20 protein-coding genes and 2 pseudogenes are annotated in these 17,211 nt (G+C 61.4%); 12 read left to right on the top strand and 10 right to left on the bottom strand.

What is annotated here, in order from left to right:
- Positions 1-246: 246 nt before the first annotated feature.
- The 3 genes from KBY65_RS05940 to KBY65_RS05950 all read left to right on the top strand — a co-directional run bounded on the left by KBY65_RS05940 (position 247) and on the right by KBY65_RS05950 (position 1,887).
- The gene (locus KBY65_RS05940; RefSeq protein WP_233128788.1) at positions 247-471 is read left to right on the top strand and encodes a hypothetical protein; all 225 of its coding nucleotides are present in this window, start codon (positions 247-249) and stop codon (positions 469-471) included.
- A 129-nt stretch (positions 472-600) separates the two neighbouring features.
- The gene (locus KBY65_RS05945) at positions 601-1,581 is read left to right on the top strand and encodes an SDR family NAD(P)-dependent oxidoreductase (RefSeq protein ID WP_255000837.1); all 981 of its coding nucleotides are present in this window, start codon (positions 601-603) and stop codon (positions 1,579-1,581) included.
- A 78-nt stretch (positions 1,582-1,659) separates the two neighbouring features.
- On the top strand, positions 1,660-1,887 hold the full coding sequence (locus KBY65_RS05950) for a hypothetical protein (RefSeq protein ID WP_198953911.1): 228 nt from the start codon (positions 1,660-1,662) through the stop codon (positions 1,885-1,887).
- Here KBY65_RS05950 and KBY65_RS14050 read toward each other — a convergent pair.
- Both KBY65_RS14050 and KBY65_RS14055 read right to left on the bottom strand, forming a co-directional pair.
- A pseudogene (locus KBY65_RS14050) lies at positions 1,792-2,049 on the bottom strand (DUF305 domain-containing protein); the annotation flags it as partial. The gene KBY65_RS05950 and the pseudogene KBY65_RS14050 overlap by 96 nt on opposite strands.
- A 49-nt stretch (positions 2,050-2,098) precedes the next feature.
- Positions 2,099-2,380: pseudogene (locus KBY65_RS14055) on the bottom strand (DUF305 domain-containing protein); the annotation flags it as partial.
- 84 nt (positions 2,381-2,464) lie between these two features.
- On the opposite strand from KBY65_RS14055, the gene KBY65_RS05960 reads away from it, so the two are divergent.
- On the top strand, positions 2,465-2,929 hold the full coding sequence (locus tag KBY65_RS05960) for a thermonuclease family protein (RefSeq protein ID WP_255000839.1): 465 nt from the start codon (positions 2,465-2,467) through the stop codon (positions 2,927-2,929).
- A 7-nt stretch (positions 2,930-2,936) separates the two neighbouring features.
- On the opposite strand, the gene KBY65_RS05965 is transcribed toward KBY65_RS05960, so the two are convergent.
- Together KBY65_RS05965 and KBY65_RS05975 are read right to left on the bottom strand one after the other, a co-directional pair.
- Positions 2,937-3,953 carry a fatty acid desaturase gene (locus tag KBY65_RS05965; protein WP_255000841.1) on the bottom strand — a complete coding sequence of 339 codons (1,017 nt, stop codon included), beginning with the start codon at positions 3,951-3,953 and terminating at the stop codon, positions 2,937-2,939.
- Positions 3,954-4,537: 584 nt separating this feature from the next.
- Entirely contained in the window at positions 4,538-6,229 is a 1,692-nt protein-coding gene (locus KBY65_RS05975; RefSeq protein WP_255000844.1) for a cation:proton antiporter, read from the bottom strand.
- A gap of 150 nt (positions 6,230-6,379) precedes the next feature.
- Between KBY65_RS05975 and KBY65_RS05980 the strand changes: the two genes are divergently transcribed.
- Positions 6,380-8,140: a potassium/proton antiporter gene (locus tag KBY65_RS05980; RefSeq protein WP_255000845.1), complete on the top strand. Its 1,761-nt coding sequence runs from the start codon at positions 6,380-6,382 to the stop codon at positions 8,138-8,140.
- Positions 8,141-8,440: 300 nt separating this feature from the next.
- Here KBY65_RS05980 and KBY65_RS05985 read toward each other — a convergent pair whose 3' ends face one another.
- Together KBY65_RS05985 and KBY65_RS05990 are read right to left on the bottom strand one after the other, a co-directional pair.
- Positions 8,441-9,133 (bottom strand): PAP/fibrillin family protein, encoded by a 693-nt coding sequence (locus tag KBY65_RS05985; protein ID WP_233128785.1) that lies wholly within the window; start codon positions 9,131-9,133, stop codon positions 8,441-8,443.
- 222 nt (positions 9,134-9,355) lie between these two features.
- A complete protein-coding gene (locus tag KBY65_RS05990) occupies positions 9,356-9,643 on the bottom strand; it encodes a hypothetical protein (RefSeq protein WP_094561672.1) in 288 nt (95 codons plus the stop codon).
- Positions 9,644-9,883: 240 nt separating this feature from the next.
- Between KBY65_RS05990 and KBY65_RS05995 the strand changes: the two genes are divergently transcribed.
- Positions 9,884-10,054, top strand: a complete 171-nt coding sequence (locus KBY65_RS05995; protein ID WP_158217081.1) for a hypothetical protein — start codon at positions 9,884-9,886, stop codon at positions 10,052-10,054.
- 19 nt (positions 10,055-10,073) lie between these two features.
- Here KBY65_RS05995 and KBY65_RS06000 read toward each other — a convergent pair whose 3' ends face one another.
- Both KBY65_RS06000 and KBY65_RS06005 read right to left on the bottom strand, forming a co-directional pair.
- Positions 10,074-10,373 (bottom strand): 2Fe-2S iron-sulfur cluster-binding protein, encoded by a 300-nt coding sequence (locus KBY65_RS06000; RefSeq protein ID WP_255000878.1) that lies wholly within the window; start codon positions 10,371-10,373, stop codon positions 10,074-10,076.
- A gap of 176 nt (positions 10,374-10,549) precedes the next feature.
- Entirely contained in the window at positions 10,550-10,939 is a 390-nt protein-coding gene (locus tag KBY65_RS06005; RefSeq protein ID WP_255000846.1) for a hypothetical protein, read from the bottom strand.
- Between the two features lie 248 nt (positions 10,940-11,187).
- On the opposite strand from KBY65_RS06005, the gene KBY65_RS06010 reads away from it, so the two are divergent.
- The 3 genes from KBY65_RS06010 to KBY65_RS06020 all read left to right on the top strand — a co-directional run bounded on the left by KBY65_RS06010 (position 11,188) and on the right by KBY65_RS06020 (position 13,134).
- On the top strand, positions 11,188-11,406 hold the full coding sequence (locus tag KBY65_RS06010; RefSeq protein WP_255000847.1) for a CP12 domain-containing protein: 219 nt from the start codon (positions 11,188-11,190) through the stop codon (positions 11,404-11,406).
- A gap of 286 nt (positions 11,407-11,692) precedes the next feature.
- Positions 11,693-11,845, top strand: coding sequence for a DUF3136 domain-containing protein (locus KBY65_RS06015; RefSeq protein ID WP_409996012.1), 153 nt, complete (start codon positions 11,693-11,695; stop codon positions 11,843-11,845).
- Positions 11,842-13,134: a glucose-1-phosphate adenylyltransferase gene (locus KBY65_RS06020; RefSeq protein WP_255000848.1), complete on the top strand. Its 1,293-nt coding sequence runs from the start codon at positions 11,842-11,844 to the stop codon at positions 13,132-13,134. The genes KBY65_RS06015 and KBY65_RS06020 overlap by 4 nt, the downstream gene beginning before the upstream one ends.
- Positions 13,135-13,185: 51 nt before the next feature.
- Here the strand turns inward: KBY65_RS06020 and KBY65_RS14060 are convergent, their stop codons facing one another.
- A complete protein-coding gene (locus tag KBY65_RS14060; protein ID WP_409996626.1) occupies positions 13,186-13,587 on the bottom strand; it encodes an AP2 domain-containing protein in 402 nt (133 codons plus the stop codon).
- A 253-nt stretch (positions 13,588-13,840) separates the two neighbouring features.
- Positions 13,841-14,059, bottom strand: a complete 219-nt coding sequence (locus tag KBY65_RS06025; RefSeq protein WP_255000849.1) for a CsbD family protein — start codon at positions 14,057-14,059, stop codon at positions 13,841-13,843.
- Between the two features lie 718 nt (positions 14,060-14,777).
- Between KBY65_RS06025 and KBY65_RS06030 the strand changes: the two genes are divergently transcribed.
- From KBY65_RS06030 to KBY65_RS06040, 3 genes are read left to right on the top strand one after another with little or no spacing between them, the layout of a single operon-like run.
- Positions 14,778-15,308, top strand: coding sequence for a cytochrome B (locus KBY65_RS06030; protein WP_255000850.1), 531 nt, complete (start codon positions 14,778-14,780; stop codon positions 15,306-15,308).
- A gap of 7 nt (positions 15,309-15,315) precedes the next feature.
- Positions 15,316-16,008, top strand: coding sequence for a cupin domain-containing protein (locus KBY65_RS06035; protein WP_255000851.1), 693 nt, complete (start codon positions 15,316-15,318; stop codon positions 16,006-16,008).
- Positions 16,008-17,204 (top strand): exonuclease SbcCD subunit D, encoded by a 1,197-nt coding sequence (locus KBY65_RS06040; protein WP_255000852.1) that lies wholly within the window; start codon positions 16,008-16,010, stop codon positions 17,202-17,204. Before KBY65_RS06035 ends, KBY65_RS06040 begins: the two co-directional genes overlap by 1 nt.
- The last annotated feature ends 7 nt before the right edge of the window (positions 17,205-17,211 follow it).

The following is a 17,211-nucleotide window of genomic DNA, read 5'->3' on the forward strand; positions in this document are numbered from 1 at the left end:
CGTTCGCTGACAAAAGCAAGATCTAGTTCTGCTTCATCAATTCTTATCTATCGATCATTTCTCTGAAGGCCCTAGCCTTCGTCTCGGGCGGTCGAATTCGTTGATGATGCGCGAAAGCGTGTAATGCTGTTTCGAGAAGTTGATCCACGGGGAGCGGTTCAAGCTCTGGGCGCAGACGCGGCAGCTGGTTAGGCGGCCCGCCAGCATGGAGTTACTCGCAACCTCGACGTGCTTTTGAATCCCTTCTTGCCGTTCAGCACTGCCAAGGTGCTGGGCCTTAAGGCCACCGTGCTGCTGCTGCTCACCCTGCTGATCAAGGCCAGAGTGCAGATTGTGGCCGGTTCGGCCTTGGGGATCTTCCTCTTGCTGCTGCAGGTGCTGGTGTTCCTGGCTGTCAGCGGTGGGCTGCTGCTCACGGCTGGTGGAGCAGCGTTTTACGCCACCCAGCAGCGGCGGTCGGCGGCGGCCTGATCGGCAGCGAGGGGATTCCTTTGCTTCATTTGCAGGATCGCAAGGCATCCTTGGAGAAGCTGAGGGCCCACGCCTATCCCGAGCGAACAGCAGGTTCAACAGAATGGCTTGATCCCGGAATCAGGAGCCATGGGGGTTGAGGAGTGCAGTGCCGGAGCGACCCGGCACATCCTGCTTACGGGTGGCAGCTCCGGGATCGGTTTTCAGGCGGCGATCCTGCTGCTCCAGGCCGGTCACCGTCTCACCCTGCCCTGCCGGGATGCCAACACTGCTGCGGCCTTGCGCCAGCGCCTAGGCGGGCGGATCGAAACCCCCATCTGCGATCTGGCCGATCTGAGCAGCATCAAGCGCTGCGCTGAATCCCTGCTGGCAGAGGGCGAGCCGATCGACACCTTGGTGCTCAACGCCGGCCTGCAGTACAGCGGTGGGGGCGAGCCCCGCTGGTCAGCCCAGGGTTTTGAACTCACCATTGCGGTGAACCACTTGGGCCACCAGGCTCTGCTGCAGCAGCTGTTGCCCCTGCTGATGCGGGGCACTGCTCCGCGGCTGGTGGTCACGGCCTCTGAAGTGCATGACCCCACCACCGCCGGAGGCAAGGTGGGCCTTCCGGCCGGCTTGGGTGACCTTGCTGGTCTGCGACAAGGCCCTGGGGCTCTGCTGCTGGATGGCAGCGGCAGCTTCAATGCCGAGAAGGCTTACAAAGACAGCAAACTCTGCAACCTGCTGATGGCCAGGGAGGCGGAGCGCCGGCTGAGGGAGCAGGGCGCGCCCCTGCCGGTGCTCGCCTGGAGCCCGGGGTTGGTGATCCCGCGCAGCAAGGGTGGCTTCTTCCGCTACAGCCGCAGCCACAACCCCGTGGCCCAGGCACTGTTCGCCCTGGTGGCCCGCGACCTGCTGCGGCTCACCGAAACGCCGCAGAGGGCTGGCACCCTGCTGGCAGGCCTGGCCAGTACGGCAACGCCGCAACCCAGCGGATTCCAGTACTGGAGCAACCGGGTGCTGGGCCCAGGCCGGCTGCGTTTTGAGGCCAGTCAGCCCAGCGGGGAAGCCTGCTCAGACACCCTGGCCCTGCAGCTCTGGGATCTCAGCGCTCAGATCGGAATCGGTTGACCGCGCTAGGCCGAGCGCAGAAGCAAAGCCCACGTTTCATATTTCTTCACATTAGAGTTGGCAAAAGCGGAGCTGCAAATGAATGACCTTCTGGCTGGTGTGTATCTGATCTGCTTTGCGGCCATCGCTGGTGGTGCCTTTGCTCTGATGACCCAGAACCTGCGCAGCTCCACAGGGCGGGTTTCTTCTCCCTCTCCTCGCATGCGCGGCAGGGTGCACCCAGAGGCCCCCCAGCCTGGAGAAGAGGTGCTGTATGCCGACTTCAGCCGGGAGCGGCTGGAGCAGTTGTATCAGCAAACCCCGTGACTCCCTAGGGGTACCACTCGCGATACAACACCCGTCCATGATCTTGATTTCTTTGCTTTGCTCGTTGGATATCTCCTCGGCCAGCTTGCGAATCATGTGTCGACGGATGTTCGCCGCTGTCATTGTTGACATCATCGCGCCCATTTGATGGTGAGGAATCATCTGCTCGATAAAGGCCTCGGTCGAAATCGATGGATTGACGCAGGGCCTGCATGTTGACGCCGATCATGCGGCTGTGTTGCCAGTCCATCCCCAAGCGGCGATCTGGAGCCCATCGCTGGAGATCACTGCCATACCACTGTCGATACCAGCGGCGCATCTGGTCGTTTTCGCGCCCCTGATTCACCTTGATGGTGCGAGCCAGGTTCTTGATTTCGTCGCGCCGTGCTCTGACTAGGGCGAGATCAGCCATCGCAATCGCGTCTTCATGGTGGAGCACCATCACGTGAAGAAGTTCTGATCTGTCGGCTTCATCCGCCCCTGCCAGGTCCATCCCTTGCCCAGGCAAAATTCAGCCATGGTCAGTGGCTTTGTTCGGGGTCTTGCGGGCTGCGTGGCAGTGGGGCTCGTTGCGGCCTTGGTATGGCCGACTGGTGTGACCGGGCGGCGCATCACGGCCGTGGTGGTCTCAATCGGCGACGGCGACACCATCCGCGTGCGCCAGGCGGGACGGGTGTTGACGGTGCGGCTAGCCTGCATTGATGCCCCTGAGGCGGCCCAAGGCTCCTACGGTGCCCAGGCGCGTCGCTCCCTGCAGCAGCTACTACCCCTCAACCGCGCGATTTCGCTCGACGTGAAAACCGTCGATCGCTATGGCCGCACGGTTGCTGAGGTGTTCACGGTGGCCAACCTTTTCAGGCAGGTGAACATCAACCTGGCGATGGTGGAGGACGGTGAGGCCTTTGCCTATCGCCGATACCTGAGCAGCTGCAACGAACAGGTTTACCTAGAGGCGGAGCACAGGGCCAGCCGCCGCCGTTTTGGGGTGTGGCAGGTGCCGGGCGGCATCACCCGGCCCTGGGATTTTCGGCGTGGGCGCTGACGCCTGATCAGATCTCCTGCCCCAACTGCGGTTGGTAGAAAAAGCCGCCGCCCGCACTCGCCTGCTGAACGACGGCGCAGCGGGTCGCCACCCGCCACAGCGCCCGGTGAATCGGGGTAGGGTCGTGTCGCACGAGGTGGGGGAAGCGCAGTCTCAGCAGGGTGGTGGCCTTCCAGGCGTTGTAGTGAGGGATTCGGGGATTGATGTGATGACATACGTGGGTGGATCCGATGCCGTGGTGGAGCAGGTTCAGAACGGGGCCGTAGGGGCGATCCACCGTCTGCAGGGCTCCCTTGGCCCAGGTCCAGTCAGCGGTGGAAAAGTGGGGAATATCCGTATCGGTGTGTTGTAGCCAGGTGTAGCCCACCAGCCAGGCATTGATCACCAAGTAGGGAAGTCCGTAGACGCACAACATCCGTGCCGGCGAGAACTGAATCGCGGCCATGATCAGGATCCCTATCATCGCCAGCAACCCAAGATTCGAGAGCTGCATCAAGGGGAGGCAGGCATTCGGAAATAGGGCTCGCTTGCCGTTTCGAAACGGCGCAGCCGTGGTGAAGTGGGAGGTGGGAGCACCGTATTTTTCGCCGCCGGCCACGCCGAACAGCAGATAGAGCGGCCAGCCCAGCAGCAGATGGCTGATTAACGAGGTGATACCAAACAGCTGGGGCCCGAGACGCCTGCTCATCCCCGCCACAATCTGGCCCGTACGCGACTCTGCACGGGGGGGCACATGGGTTTCACCCCCTTCCATGTGATTGCAATTGGCGTGATGCACCGCATGGCTGTGCTGCCAGCTGAAGTAGGGCACCAGCAGCAGGCTGTGCAGCACGAATCCCACGGTGGCTTCCACGCGAGGGTTCGGATGGAAGGCGCGGTGCCCGCACTCATGGGCAATCACCCAGCAACCGCCAGCCACGGTGCCCGCCACCACCGCGTAAGGAAGCCAAAGCGGAGCCGCCATCGCGGTGAGGGGAATCTGGGTGCCCAGTCCGTAGGTCAGCAGTGTGAGGCTGAGGGACATCGCCAGGCTCCCCCAGGCTTTGCCTGGATGGATCCTTAGGAGCTCGGGGGGAAGGCAGGCCAGCAGTTCAGCTTTGCTGGGATAGGCGGGTGATTCAGGCGAAACTGACTCCGGTGCAAGGGGCCGGAGGGAGACAGAAGAAATCAATGAGGCAGCCGTAGGCGCAGGGAAATCAACAAGACCGGGGTAGGCCTCGATGACACTAGGGATTTCACGATGCAATCGTGGATGGCCTCAGTGACAGGCCGAAGGATCAGGAAACAGATTTAATAGTTATCGCCGTATTTGACGGGTGACGAGGCGTCCATGAGTTCAACGGTGGTTTCATATCCCTGAGCAACCGTAACTTCGTGCTGCTTGCCAATGTCTCTGAGGGCGTCGAAGTCAAATGTTGGAGCCGTGATCCAGCTGAAGCCTTTGCCAAAGGTGTTGTCTGGATTAACGATGTACCAATGACAGGCCGTATCGGGTACGGATACAGAGCATTTCGACCAATCCACATCCCATTGGGGGACTTGAACGAATGACAGCGCTGCAAAAAGAAAGCCGAATAGACTTATTAACATTTCAATCTCAAATTTTGGCTATTCTATCACATGACTTCGAGATCCTAACCCCTGTTGTTCAGCTTCGCTGTGCAGTTTGGAGAGGTCGTTCACGATCAGTTCTGCTGCGCGCTCAGCAGCATCCAGAAAGGGCAGCAGGGTGCGCTGGGCGCCGATGGCTTCCAGCTTCACCACCTCAGCTTCATCGTGGGCGGTGGCAATGAAACGCCCCTGAAAGCCTGCCGTTTCCAGCCCATGACGGATGGCGGCGTTGCTTTTCAGCGACGGCAAGGTGCTCACCACCACCGTGGCCGACGACAGCGGCAGGGTGGCGGTGAACTCTGGATCCTCCGAATCGCCGTATTGCACAGGCAGCCCGTGAGCCGCTGCCAGTCGCAGCGCCTGAGGATCGAAGTCGATGCCCAGGATCGAGAGGCGGTGGGTTTGTAGCTGGCGGTAGATCGCGCTGCCAAACCGCCCCAGCCCCAGCAGCACCACATCCGCCCGCACCGGACCGCTAGCGCTGCCACTGATCTCGCTGAATGGCGTGCTGCGTTCGAACATCCGCAGAGGTGCCTGCAGCCACCCGTAGAGACGATCGGAGCCCAGGATCATGTATGTGGAGAGGCCGATGGTAATGACGCCCACCAGGGTGATCAGGCTCACCTCGCCTTCCCTGAGTTGGCCTAGCTGGAGCCCCAGTGCCGCCAGGATCAGTGAAAACTCTGAGATCTGGGCCACGGTGAGCCCTGCCAGAAATCCGGTGCGTCGCCGGTAGCCCATCGCCCCCATGATCGCCACCACGATCAGCGGGTTGCCCACCAGCACAAAGACCGACAGCACCAGGGCTGGCCCCAGCTGCAGACCCGCCGCTGACAAGCTGAGGCCGGAGCCCAGATCAATGAAGAAGAACAGCAGCAGGAAGTCGCGCAGGCCGGTGAGCCGCGAGGCGATGGCTTCCCGGTAGGGGGTGGAGGCAATCGACACCCCACCGAGAAACGCACCCACCTCCTTGCTGAAATTCACGCTATCGGCCAGAGCCGCCAGACCCACGGCCCAGACCACGGCAAACAACACCAGCAGCTCCTGGTTCTGGGCCAGCCGCCCGAGCAGCGGGGGCATCACCCAACGCATGGTGGCAGCCGTCCCCAGCACAAACGCCGTACCCACCAGCAGCAGCCGCAGCGCCTGGCTCACGAAGCCGCCACCGCCTGCGTTGGCGAAGGAGGTGAGCAGGATCATCGCCAGGATCACGGCGATGTCCTGCACCACCAGAAATCCCACGGCAATGCGCCCGTGAAGTGAATCGATCTCCCGTTTATCCGAGAGCAACTTGACGATGATGATCGTGCTGGAGAAGGTGAGGCAGACGGCGATGTAGATCGCCTTCACCGGAGCAAAACCCAACCCCAGGCACAACAGAAAGCCAAACAGAGCTGTGAACACAATCTGCCCAAGGCCCGTGGCCAGAGCCACCGGGCCCACCGAGCGGATCAGCCCCACATCAAGCTTGAGGCCCACCACAAACAACAGCACGGAGATCCCGATGCTGGAGAGCAGCTTGATCTCGCTTCCTCCTGAAGCCCAGCCGAGCACCGCTGGGCCCACCACGATGCCGGTGAGGATGTAGCTGATGATCAGCGGCTGGCGCAGCTTCAGGGCGAGCACCCCGATCACGCCGGCGATCCCCAGGATGGCGGCGAGCTCGTGGAACACGGTGCTGAAGGTCATCGGAGTTGGCAACTGCGGCCATCGTGAGCAGTGCTCGCCCCTAAATGGGGCCTTCCGCAAGGAAGTGATGTGTCAGGCGAGCAGCGTTTCGCGAGGGTCTGAGCCATCCTCAGGCGGAGTCAGCCATCGGATTGGGCGGGAGGCGGCAGGGTGTGGATCAACGTTGCCGTGCTACTGGCCGGCGTGCTGCTGCTTCTCGGCATCACCTCCAGCAAATTCTCGGCCCGGCTTGGGGTGCCGGTGCTGGTGTTGTTTCTCACGGTGGGGATGCTGGCCGGATCGGAGGGGCTCGGCCGCATCCCCTTTGAGAACTACGGCCTTGCCAACAGCGTTGGCAGCGTTGCCTTGGCTCTGATCCTGTTTGACGGTGGCCTGCGAACCTCCCTGGCCTCGGTGCAACAGGTGTGGAAGCCCGCGCTGGCGTTATCCACGGTTGGGGTGCTGCTCACCGCGCTGATTACGGGCCTGGCTGCCTCCTGGGTGCTGAAGCTGCCGATGTTGCCGGGACTGCTGCTCGGCAGCATCGTCGGCTCCACCGATGCGGCAGCGGTGTTTGCCGTGCTGCGCTCCAGCGGCCTCAAGCTGCCGGAGCGGCTCACCTCCACCCTGGAAGTGGAGAGCGGCTCCAACGATCCGATGGCGATCTTCCTGACCCTCGGGTTGATGGGCATGATCACCGGACGCGCCGATTCCGCGCAGGCCTTGGCGCTGCTGTTTGTGGCGCAGTTTGGCGTGGGTAGCCTCGCCGGCCTTCTCGTGGGCAGGCTGGCCACCTGGGCCATCAACCGGATCAATCTCGATTACCCGGGCCTCTATCCACTGCTGGCCCTCGCCTTTGGCCTGGTGGCCTTCGGGCTAGCTGCGGTGCTCGGCGGGAGCGGTTTCCTGGCGGTGTACGTCGCTGGCATCGTGCTCGGTAGCAGCTCGATCGTGTTTCGGCGGGGCATCTTGTCCTTCCACGACGCCACCGCCTGGTTGGGGCAGATCGTGCTGTTCGTGATGCTGGGGCTGCTCAGCTTCCCCAGCCGCCTGCTGGCGGTGGCCTGGGAGGGACTGCTGATTGCCCTGGTGCTGATCCTGGTGGCCAGACCCATCGCGGTTTGGGCCTCAGCGTGGCCTTTCCGCTTCCGCAGCAGAGAGCTCGCCTTCCTGTCCTGGGTGGGCTTGAAGGGGGCCGTGCCGATCACCCTGGCTACCTTCCCGCTGATGGCGGGAGTGCCCCAGAGCCAGCTGATTTTTAACGCGGCGTTCTTCGTCGTGTTGATCTCGGCCATCACCCAGGGCTGGTCGCTGCCGCTTGTAGCGCGTGCGCTGCAGATCGGCCGACCCGCCGATCCCATCCCGGCGCTTTCGGTAGAGATCAACGCCCTGCGCCACGTCGATGGCGAGATTCTCGATTACACCGTCAACGCCAAGGCTCCGGTGGCTGGTCAGCAGCTGCGCGATCTGGCCCTGCCCGATGGGGTGCTCGTCACCTTGATCCTGCGCGGCCGGGAGGTGCTGATGCCGCGCGGCACGACAACTCTCATGCCTGGCGACCACGTGTTCGTTGCCCTGCGCATCAGTCTGGAGCCGTTGATCAATCGGCTGTTCGATCCCGACCCGGAGCCCTCCGCGCTGCCATCCGATCTGCCGCTCAGCTTCAATCCAGCCACCACCCTGGCGCAGCTGCATCGCTTCTACGGCCTACCCCTGCCGCTGGAGATGGCAGGCTCCGCCGCTGCCCAGAGCCTGGAGGCCCTGCTGGCCCAGTCCGCTCCTGGGGATGCTCCTGGTAATGCTCATGGAAAGGCCCTTCGCGTTGGTGTTTTGCTGATTCAGGCTGGAGCTGAGCCAGAGCACGTGACCGTTCTGATAGCCCGGCATCTCCTGCCATTTCAAGGCCATGGGGGTGACATTGCGCACCAGTGAGATGGATCGCAAGCTCGGATTACTGGGATGGATGGAGGCTGTTGCGTCCGGATGGCTCCATCGCGGCCCGGGGTGGGGCACTGCCTTGGTGGATGTGGATATGAAATAGCCTGAGGTCTACGGGCGTTATCGCAAGATCTTGCTGCAGCAATACCCTCTCAAGCGAGAGTTGGTGCTTCCCCCGTATCTGCCCGTGGAGAACCCAGAAGCAGCATTCGGCATTCATGGCGAAATCTCCGCTGGCATGCCAGAGCCAGCTCGAGCAGAACCCTGTTCGTTAGCAGCCCTGATTCACTTGACTCAACCTTGAGCCACCTGCGTCGTCGTGGCGTCTGATCGCTGATCTGGAGCCAGGAGCAGCTCCTGAAGATTGAGGTCGGGGCGGCGCAACAAGGCAAACACCGTGCCCGCATTGCCGCGGCAGATCCTCAGCGCGTCGTCGAGCACGGTGATGTCCAGCCAGGCCGGAACGGGTTGGCTCACGCGCCGAAGCAGCTGCAGCCGCCCCAGGCCCACGGCCGGGCCCAGCCAGCCACCCCGCTGAAAACGCACCTGAACGCGCTGGCGCGGGTTCAACCCAACCCCGGAATCCATTCCCTTGGGATCTCCGCCGGGTTCGGCCTCGACCCTGATGGTGGCTTCCACGGCAATGGCGGCCAGGGGCGCCAGCGGACCTGGTAGCCGTAGCAGGTTCATGCCCCGACCCTGGGATGGCGCCAACAGCTGCAGGTTTTCCAGCCAGGGTCCTACAGCTAGATAGGGCTGGCGGCTGCTGCTCCAGCGCAACTCCCACACACCCTCCAGGAGCTCCAAGGCTCCAGGTGCTCCCAGATCAGCGGGCGTCGACCGCTCCAGTGCGCCAATCAAGGCGTGCAGATGGTTCTCCTGTAGGTGGGGGCCACCGCGAGGCTCCTGTTGCAGAAGCGTGAGCAACATCTGCCGTTGCTGTGCTGGATTCAGTTCGCTGAGCTCTGCCTGGTTGGCCTGGGACATCCGCTCGCTGCCATATCGCTACTCCTCATGCTGGCCAGGTTTAGGAGCGGCGTGGCGTCGCGACCCCGCAACCATTTGACTCTCCAGCTATTTGGGGCTGCATGGTGGATGGGCTCTCGTCAATGGATGGACTATGCGATCAGCATTGGCGGCTCTGGCGGTGATCGCTTCAAGCCTGGGTCTGTTGGCCGCCAGAGGCCGAGGGGTTGAAGGGTTGAGGGGTTACCCGCGCCAGGTCGGTTGACCATCCTTGAGCAGGGAGCCCCGATGCCGCCATAGGGCTTCATTGGTGATCTCAATCCCGTGATTGTGTAGAGCTTGACGCACGTCTTCCGTACTGGTTGTCAACCTCAGGAAATCAGCAAACTCTGGTTGTTCGTCAATCAGGTGTTGGATGGCATCGAGCGCTGCATTCACAGCCGCAGCATGCTCAGGGTGAGCCTGAAAATCCTCATCCTGAGGTGATGCCTGGGTGCTGTCGATCTCTGATGGTTGCTGCTCCGGGCTCATGTTGACGACCTGTCGATGCGAACTCCTGAATAGCCTGGTTTAGCCGTGTGTCGCCTAGCTCTGCTGCCGCAAGGTTGCCCCGGTATCGCAGCGTGATCGCCGCAGCAGACAGCAGGCCCAGATAGGAAGGTCACAGCCTGGACATGACGGGGATCAGGCCAGGAATTACCCCCCTATGGGGGCATCCTTGTCGGCGCACCATCACTGAGAGTGGACCCATCTAAAGCACGGAGGTTCGCCATGGCGGACTCCAACACAAGGGTCCACTCCAGCACCTGCCTCGGGCGCACCTGCATGAAATGGAGTGCCGATGGCGAGCTCACGGCGCTCGACCTCCATCTGGTGATGGAGCGCCTGGCTCAGGTGGATCGAGATGTGGCAGCCCTTTCCAAAAACAGCCAGCCTGCTTGAGCCTTCACCGGCTTGAGATTCAATACAGCGCCTCTTCGGCATGGGTTGCGACCGTGCAGTCCGAGGTGGGGATCGCCACGCAGGTCAGTACAAAACCGGCGGCAATCTGGTCCTCATCGAGGAAGGCCTGGTCTTCCTGGTTCACCGTGCCACTGACCAATTTGCCAGCGCAGGAGGAACAGGAGCCGGCGCGACAGGAGATCGCCAGGTCGATGTCCTGATCCGCAGCCGCATCGAAGATCGATTGGTCGTCGTCGCACTCGATTGTCCGATTCAGTTCTTCGTTGGCGTTGACCAGCCTGACCTTGTAGATCGCCATAGCAATGGTTGGTGTAGGGCTCGACAGGAAAAAGAGATCCAACCCCCAGATTTCGGCTGAAGGTGGACCCTCTTGGATGGCGACAGCGAAGCTCGTCCCTCATCGTCGCGGTTCGATCCTGGGTCGCAGGGATTGATCTGCGCCAGTCCCCATCCGGGGGGATTGCTGCCGATGGATCAGCTCCAGGCGATGAAGCTGACCGGTTCGTACTTGGCAATGGAGATTCGCCAGCCCCTGATCACCAGGTTGCGAAGGCTGCCAAGCAAGGCTTCGGTTTCGCCACCAGAGATCCAGTTCGCCTTGAGTAGGGGCAGTTGTTCGCTCATCACGTCCAAGGGCAGCTCGAGCAACAGCAGGCTCTGCTCTCCAGCAGCCCGTTGCAGAGCCCCGTCGTCGCTTCGCTGCCAGAGGCGCAGGAGCAGCTCCAAGGCCAGGGTGTGACCACTGTCACCTGGGTCAGAAGCTTCAGCTGCCGCTGCTGGCTGGGATTTACCGGTGAGTGGCAAGGCTCTCTTGCCTGCAATCTCAACCAGAGCCAGGGCCACGAGATAGGGAGCATCAGCCATGGAAGGGATTCCCAGAACGCCACCACCTTGGAGGAACGACCGCCATAGGCGAAGCCAACTGCAAAAAGTGAGTAGAAATACCTGGATTTCATGGTTGTTCATCGTTCTGTGGATTGATGCACAATCCACTGCGCCGGAGGGACATTGGAGGAATGCCGTCTCCTTTCACCGGTTCACGTTTGACGCCGTTGGTGAGGCAATAGGGCTAAATTCGCGCTGCCGATCCGGGCCCTATCGGGGCATGTTCCATGGCCACCATTGGAGACCAGCTCCAGACCTATCGCAACGCCCTGGCAGAAGCCCTCGCCAAGGACGAAAAATCCACTGCGCGCAAGATCGAGCAGCAGATCAAAGAGCTTGGGGAATTCCAGCAGCGTCATCCTGAAGAAGCTGAGGCTCCTTCGCCGTTTGAAGTGTTCTGTGACCTCAATCCTTCCGACGTCAACTGCCGCGTCTACGACGACTGAGCCGCCCTTAGCTCGACTTCATTTCGGCAAGGCGCAACCTTTGGGAAGCGCTGGCGTGACCGCCTTAATTGGTCCAGGCGCAGTCAAGAGGCTTCAGTCTGCTCTGGATCCACGATCGCTTGCAGATCCTGTCACCCAATTACCCCCATCTGGGGGCAGCGCACGACCAGGTAGCCAAGCGATTATTCAGCTCGCCCAAAGCGTTGCTGCAATGAGCCAATCAACTTTCACAACCGCTCTCACGATCGGTGAGCTTGAAGCTAATTACGCGCTCTATTGCAAGGCTATGCGTATATTGGTATTAGAAGAAAAAACGATTCAGCAGATTCGACGGAGTGTTTGCTGGCATCGATTGGAATGCCTGCATCAGTGCTTGCCACGGCAGTATAAGAATCCCGAGCATCTCTATTTCCTTCTCAAAAGAGAGCCCAACTCTTGAAGCGCGTACTGGCGATCATTCTCGGGGGTGGTGCGGGCACGCGCCTGCAACCCCTCACCCTGACTCGCGCGAAACCTGCAGTGCCACTTGGCGGTAAGTACCGCCTGATTGATATTCCAATCAGCAACTGCATTAACTCTGGGATCAACAAGATTTACGCGCTGACCCAGTTCAATAGTCAGTCACTCAACCGCCACCTCAGCCTGACTTACAACCTCTCTTCCGGCTTTGGCGGCGGTTTTGTGGAGGTACTGGCGGCCCAGCAGACCCCCGACAGTCCAAACTGGTTCAAGGGTACTGCTGATGCTGTCCGTCAGTACCGCGAACTCTTCGAAGCCTGGGACGTGGATCAGGTGTTGATCCTCTCGGGTGACCAGCTCTATCGGATGGATTACGCAGCCTTTGTCGCAGCCCATCGGGCAAGCGGGGCGGCGCTGACGGTTGGCGCTCTACCTGTTGATGGATCGGCGGCCGAAGGGTTTGGCTTGATGCGCACGGACGCATCCGGACGAATCAAGGAGTTCCGTGAAAAGCCCAGGGGTGCAGCGCTCGAAGCCATGCGGGTGGACACCCAGGCCCTGGGGTTGTCCGCCAGCGAGGCAGAGCGTCGCCCATTTCTGGCCTCGATGGGCATTTATGTCTTTGAGCGAGACACACTGTTCAGTCTTCTGTCCACGCACCAGCAAGCAACGGACTTTGGCCAGGAGGTCATTCCGGCAGCGCTGGAGAGCGGCCTCATGCTGCAGAGCTACCTCTTTGATGGTTACTGGGAAGACATTGGCACGATTCAATCCTTCTTTGATGCGAATCTCGCTTTGACGGATGAGCAGCCTGCGTTCAGCTTTTACGACGAGCGCGCCCCGATCTATACCCGTTTACGTTATTTGCCGCCCAGTCAAATCCATCAATCCCACATTCGTCGTTCTGTTCTCAGCGAAGGCTGCATCCTCGATCGCTGTGTTATCGACCATTGCGTACTAGGTTTGCGCCTGCGGGTTGAGGAGGGAGTTGTACTTGAAGACGCCCTGGTGATGGGTGCTGATGGGTATGAGTCGGAGGCTGAGCGTGTTCAGGTGCGTTCACGCGGTGGGATTCCTCTTGGGATTGGAGCAGGATCAGTGGTGAAGAGAGCAATTCTGGATAAGAATGTGCGCATAGGCACCAATGTGCAGGTGATCAACAAGGATCGCATCGAGGATGCTGATCGCCATGATCTTGGCTTTACAATCCGCAACGGCATCGTGGTGATTGAGAAGAACACCACGCTTGTCGATGGCACGGTGATCTAGCTGGGTTCTACAGCAATTGATGACGCCCCGAGATCAGTCAAGGGCAGGGTTTTAGGCGTCATCAAGGTCTTGATTCCTCTGCTCTTGGCGAGCCCCGTCGTCTGATGATAGATCGTTGAGCACCGCCAATTCACCAATGATTCGTTGCGCGTGGATGTTGTACGCAAGTGCAGCCTCTCGCTCTGTGTTGAACGACCCCAGGAAGTAACGACGTCCTCTCCAGTACACCTGGGCGACCCAGAGCTGGGTTTGCTTCCGGAAGCTCACGCCACGATGTTTGGAGCTGGCCCCAGCCCGCTTGGGACGGCTGGCGTAGGCCTGGTAGGTCTCTTCGGACGTTCGAGAGGTGCGGATGGACACGACGCGCTGGGAGGACCGTTCCCAACTTCTTCCAGCAACGGTCCGGTCGACCAGTCCCCTTTTGGGGAATGTCAGGCAGTCAGTCAGTAGCATGTTCGCGAGCTGCCAGCTGGTTTGGATGATTATATTCCTGCTCGGTTTGATCTATTGCCTGGGCTCAGGCGTGATCGCGGGGCAACTTGATCCAGATTTGGACGCGATGTGCTGAAGGGGAATTGCGCAATTCGCCTCAGGAGCTTGTGCTGCTCCTGGAAGAAGCAGCACAGCCACAATTCCTTGGCTGATGCAAAGGGTTACTTGCGAAGATGGCAATTCCTGAAGACGACGATGATAGGAACGGCGTAGATCAGCTCAGTTTATCGGACACGTGATCAGCGGTATCGCTGAGCTTCTTTTTGACGGCCTTTGCACCCTCTTTCAGCTCTTCTGTGGCACCCATGGCCGAGCTCTGCACTTGCTTGGCTTTGCCTCTGATCTGGTGACCCATATCGCCAGTCATTTCCCCATAGGCTGATTCCAGCTTGCCTTCTGCATCTTTTGCGGTCGCTCTGGATTTGTTGGACATGGCGTTCAATCCAGTGCGGAGGTGGGCCTCTTTACTGTGATGAGCCCGTTGCCAGGGCACTGGGCTCCAAATGCGGCAGATTGAGACGAGATGCGCTTCGACGCACTCCGGTCTCGAGCTGTTGCCAGCGCGCCCGCAAGCCCACCAGCACGCCCTTTAACCCAGGGGGTCCCGATGCAAACCCGCCCTATCCGTTGCGGAAACGCCCAGGCATGACAGGACAGGAATGTAGCAGTTGCTGCAATCTAAAGATATAGGTTTTCTAGCTGCCATGCTTGTGTTGGTTTCGCCGCCACGGTTCAGGGGCGTCTTGCAAGAGGCGATCTTGACGTCGCGGTGATGATGAACGCCATGGAGATCCATGTGAAAAATCCCTCACAGAAACTCTCGCCTCACTGCCTCTGTGAATCCGTTCGTTTTCTGCATCCACTCAAACTCTGTGGCGACAACTCCTCAGGTTTTGAGTCTGATCCAGGTGTTGAACATCGCTGACGCTCTCTGAGCTTTTGCGGCCGCCACAATCTTCCCATCGCGCCAGCAAGGTCTGGAGCTCGTTGTAGAGGCTGCTGCGGGAGCTGCGCGACGACCAGATCTTCGCGACGACGGGAGGTACAGGCAGAGGTGCTTGGCCCCCCCCGCCCTGGGGCGCCTTGTTGTTGCAAAGTCCGCGCCATGATCGGCATCTCTGTTGAACTCCTGCCGGGCTCGGCGTATGGGCATGGTTCGTCCTTACCAACCTTCGCTGCTGCGGCTGTTGCATGGCGCCATGGCCCTACTGGTGCCCCTGGCCTGGCTGAGCGGACTGATCGTGTACTCCAACCACGACGGTCGTTTCGGGCGGTTGAGCTGGCAGCCGGCCGGCGATTGGATTGATCTCCACGGCACGCTCGAGGTTTTCCTCTGGCCTCTGGCCCTGCTGTTTGGCCTCTATGCCCTCACCCTGGGCCGGGCCCGCCTTAACCAGGCGGCTAACACCACGGCCTTGCTGGCGTTGGCGTTGGCCGTGGGTAGCGGCAAGTTGATGAATGAAAACTGGCTCCGCACCGGCCAGTTCGATCATTTTGTCTACAGCCTTCACCTGTTGGCCTGGCTGCTCGTTGCGGCAGCGGTGATCTGGCATGTGGCTGCCATCCTGATGCGAGGTGGAGCACCGCTGGCCCGGACGATGTTTCAGCTGAAGTTGCGCCCCAACGACCTCCCCCGTGATTGGGCAGCCCAGGTGGGTCGCCTGCTGCGGCGATCGTCCTGACCCGCCCATGAACCTCCACGCCGACCTCAGCCAGCGCGCGGTGCTCCACACCCCCAACCTGGCCTGGACGCCCTCGCCGATGGCCGGGGTGGAGCGGCGCCTGTTGGATCGCCTCGGCGGGGAAGTGGCCCGGGCTACGTCGATCGTGCGCTACAGCCCTGGCAGCCAGTTTGAGCGCCACAGCCATGGCGGTGGCGAGGAGATCTTGGTGCTGGATGGCACCTTCTCAGATGAGCATGGGGACTACACCGCCGGCACCTACCTGCGCAACCCCGCAGGCTCCAGCCATGCGCCGTTCAGTGAGCAGGGCTGCACGCTCCTGGTGAAGCTGCACCAGATGCACTCGGCTGATCAACAGTGCCTCGCCATCGACACCTGCAGTGCGGCCTGGCTCCCTGGGTTGGTGACCGGTTTGGAGGTGATGCCGTTGCATGCCTTTGGCTCGGAACATGTGGCCCTTGTGCGCTGGGCGCCCGGCACGGTCTTTCAGCCCCATCGCCATGGCGGCGGCGAGAAGATCTTTGTGCTGAAGGGCGTGTTTCAGGATGAGCACGGCACCTATCCGGCCGGGAGTTGGTTGCGCAATCCCCCCGGCAGCGTCCATCGCCCTTGGAGCGAGCTGGGCTGCACGATCTGGGTGAAAACCGGCCACCTGCCGGATACCCTCCACCACGCCAGCCGTGCCGTCCTGCGGAGCTGATGCGAGTTCTCCACACCTCTGACTGGCACTTAGGACGGCAATTTCATGGAGCTTCGCTCCTGCAGGAGCAGGCCGCCGCCCTGGATCGCATCGTGGAGTTGGCCGCCGAGGCGGAGGTGGATGCGGTGCTGATCGCTGGCGACATCTACGACCGGGCCATCCCGCCAGCAGAGGCGGTGTTGCTGTTCAACGACACCCTGGCCCGCTTGAGCCGCAGCGGTGCCGCCGTGGTGGCGATTGCCGGCAACCACGATTCCCATGTGCGGGTGTCGATCTACGACCCTTTGCTCTCGGCCTTCGGGGTGACCATCCGTGGGGATGTGCGGCGGGCCCATGAGCCGGTGCTGGTCACGCCCAAGCGGGGAGGCGCCCCTGTGGCCATTTACCCGCTGCCCTATCTGGAGCCGGCTGTGGATGGTGCATCGCTCCTCGCTCTGGCTGAGGCGGTTGAGCCTGGGTCGTCTCCAGGTTCGACCCGGGTCAGCCATCAGGAGGTGACACGACTGGCCCTCGATGGGATTCGCCGGGATCTGCTCTCCCGGCCGCAGCACCGCTCGGTGCTGGTGGCCCACACCTTTGTGATGGGTGGGGAGCCATCTGAATCAGAACGGCAACTCAGCATCGGCAATGTGGATCGCGTCAGCGTCGATAGTTTTGCCGGCTTCGACTACGTGGCCCTCGGCCATCTGCACGGGTCCCAGCAGCTCGATGGCCCACGCGTGGCCTACTCCGGCACACCGCTGCCCTATTCGTTTTCGGAGCAGCATCACACCAAGTCGGTGCGGATCGTTGAGCTCGATGCCGCCGGCACGGCAAACGTCGAGATCGTGCCGCTGGGGGTGGGGCGTCCGCTGCGCACCCTCGAGGGGCCGTTGGAGTCCCTCTGCGGCGATCCCCAACACGCCACTGCTGCTGATGCCTGGCTTCGGGTGATCCTCACCGACGAGGTGCTGCCGTTGCAGGCTATGGCCCGGTTGCGCCAGCGGTTTCCCCACGTGGCGGAGCTGCGGCACCGGCCCCCGGAGCTGCAGCGCTCCACCGCCACGGAGCGCCACGAGACGGTGCGCCAAGCCACCTCACCCCTCGCGTTGGCGATGGCGTTTTTCGCCGACCAGCAGGGGCGCCCCGCCGGCCCGCCTGAGGCTGAGCTGTTGCGTCAGGCGCTGGAGGCCTCCACCCGGGGAGGGGAGCAGTGAAACCCCA

Source organism: Cyanobium sp. Alchichica 3B3-8F6, assembly GCF_024346435.1.
Taxonomy (GTDB): Bacteria; Cyanobacteriota; Cyanobacteriia; order PCC-6307; family Cyanobiaceae; genus Cyanobium_A.

Bases quoted from the DNA above. Each gene is read 5' to 3' on its own strand.
- KBY65_RS05945 (WP_255000837.1), top strand. From the start codon at position 601: ATGGGGGTTGAGGAGTGCAGTGCCGGAGCGACCCGGCACATCCTGCTT.
- KBY65_RS05950 (WP_198953911.1), top strand. From the start codon at position 1,660: ATGAATGACCTTCTGGCTGGTGTGTATCTGATCTGCTTTGCGGCCATC.
- KBY65_RS05965 (WP_255000841.1), bottom strand. From the start codon at position 3,953: ATGTCCCTCAGCCTCACACTGCTGACCTACGGACTGGGCACCCAGATT.
- KBY65_RS05975 (WP_255000844.1), bottom strand. From the start codon at position 6,229: ATGACCTTCAGCACCGTGTTCCACGAGCTCGCCGCCATCCTGGGGATC.
- KBY65_RS05985 (WP_233128785.1), bottom strand. From the start codon at position 9,133: ATGTCCCAGGCCAACCAGGCAGAGCTCAGCGAACTGAATCCAGCACAG.
- KBY65_RS05990 (WP_094561672.1), bottom strand. From the start codon at position 9,643: ATGAGCCCGGAGCAGCAACCATCAGAGATCGACAGCACCCAGGCATCA.
- KBY65_RS05995 (WP_158217081.1), top strand. From the start codon at position 9,884: ATGGCGGACTCCAACACAAGGGTCCACTCCAGCACCTGCCTCGGGCGC.
- KBY65_RS06000 (WP_255000878.1), bottom strand. From the start codon at position 10,373: ATGGCGATCTACAAGGTCAGGCTGGTCAACGCCAACGAAGAACTGAAT.
- KBY65_RS06005 (WP_255000846.1), bottom strand. From the start codon at position 10,939: ATGGCTGATGCTCCCTATCTCGTGGCCCTGGCTCTGGTTGAGATTGCA.
- KBY65_RS06010 (WP_255000847.1), top strand. From the start codon at position 11,188: ATGGCCACCATTGGAGACCAGCTCCAGACCTATCGCAACGCCCTGGCA.
- KBY65_RS06015 (WP_409996012.1), top strand. From the start codon at position 11,693: ATGCGTATATTGGTATTAGAAGAAAAAACGATTCAGCAGATTCGACGG.
- KBY65_RS14060 (WP_409996626.1), bottom strand. From the start codon at position 13,587: ATGCTACTGACTGACTGCCTGACATTCCCCAAAAGGGGACTGGTCGAC.
- KBY65_RS06025 (WP_255000849.1), bottom strand. From the start codon at position 14,059: ATGTCCAACAAATCCAGAGCGACCGCAAAAGATGCAGAAGGCAAGCTG.
- KBY65_RS06030 (WP_255000850.1), top strand. From the start codon at position 14,778: ATGGTTCGTCCTTACCAACCTTCGCTGCTGCGGCTGTTGCATGGCGCC.
- KBY65_RS06035 (WP_255000851.1), top strand. From the start codon at position 15,316: ATGAACCTCCACGCCGACCTCAGCCAGCGCGCGGTGCTCCACACCCCC.
- KBY65_RS06040 (WP_255000852.1), top strand. From the start codon at position 16,008: ATGCGAGTTCTCCACACCTCTGACTGGCACTTAGGACGGCAATTTCAT.